The 1,009-nt window shown below is 45.5% G+C and carries 1 protein-coding gene; it reads right to left on the bottom strand.

Going from position 1 to position 1,009, the window contains the following annotated elements; all coding sequences use genetic code 11:
• Positions 1-53 precede the first annotated feature (53 nt).
• A partial coding sequence (locus A3766_RS07750) for a GNAT family N-acetyltransferase (protein WP_156508769.1) occupies positions 54-1,009 on the bottom strand: 956 nt, incomplete at its 5' end.

The raw sequence follows: 1,009 nt of genomic DNA on the forward strand, positions 1-1,009 counted from the left end.
AGCTCGTTGAGCGTCTTAAGTGCTGAGCAATGAGACCCAAACAAACAATAATACTAAGATGAAACAAGCCGATGCGTCAGCAAACCATAGCGTTTTCGTTTTTGTCCTGACATTTGATCAATATCGACCACGACAAAGCCGTCAACGCAATCACTAAAGTCCGAGTCGATATTGAAGCCTAAAAAGCGCGTCCCGCCTGGTTCTGACAATTCTGCATACTGTTTGTATAAAACAGGAACAGCGAAGCCAAGATACCTTAGCTGTTTCTTGAGCTTAATGAAGCCTTCCTTTAGATCTAAACCTTCAAAAAATTGATCTAGGTGCTTTTTTGAAGCCTCACTTAGCTGGTATGGGTGATGACAGACTAGATACTTTGTCTCAGTTCCATAGTAGTGCTGATAGAAATAGATAAGTAAGTCTTTAGCTGGTGCAGATAAGGTATTGCTAATACTTACTGCGCCGAACAAGTAACGGTATTGAGGGTGTAGCCTAAGAAAGGCTGCGATGCCATACCACAAATATTCCAGGCTTTTGGAACCCCAGTATTGTGGCTGAACAAAACTTCGGCCCAGCTCCAACCCATGCTCTAGAATGCTACGCGATGCTGGTAAGTAGTCGAATAAGCTCGCAGTATAAAGAGGAGAATTAACAATCAGCCGATCAGAATCTTCCTGTACATCGAGCTGATCAGTACCTCTTAGGCGATACGCGCCGACCACCTCACCTTGCTCTTCATCCCAAAGGACGATGTGCATATAGTGGGCATCGTACTCATCGAGATCACGTTCACGCCCTGTTCCTTCGCCCACCAAGCGGAAGGACTCTTCTCGCAAACGGCCAATTTCATTCATTAGCACCGAAGATTGGCGGTGATGATAAAGCAATATTTTCTTGGCATCCTGGGTTTCACCCAGAAGCTCGCAGTTGGCAATATCGGCTCTCAAACGGTCACGGCACTCTTTTGGCGCTATCTCAGCAACAACACCTTCAGTGCTTTTCGAGTTATCGT

The organism is Oleiphilus sp. HI0132, from assembly GCF_001635845.1.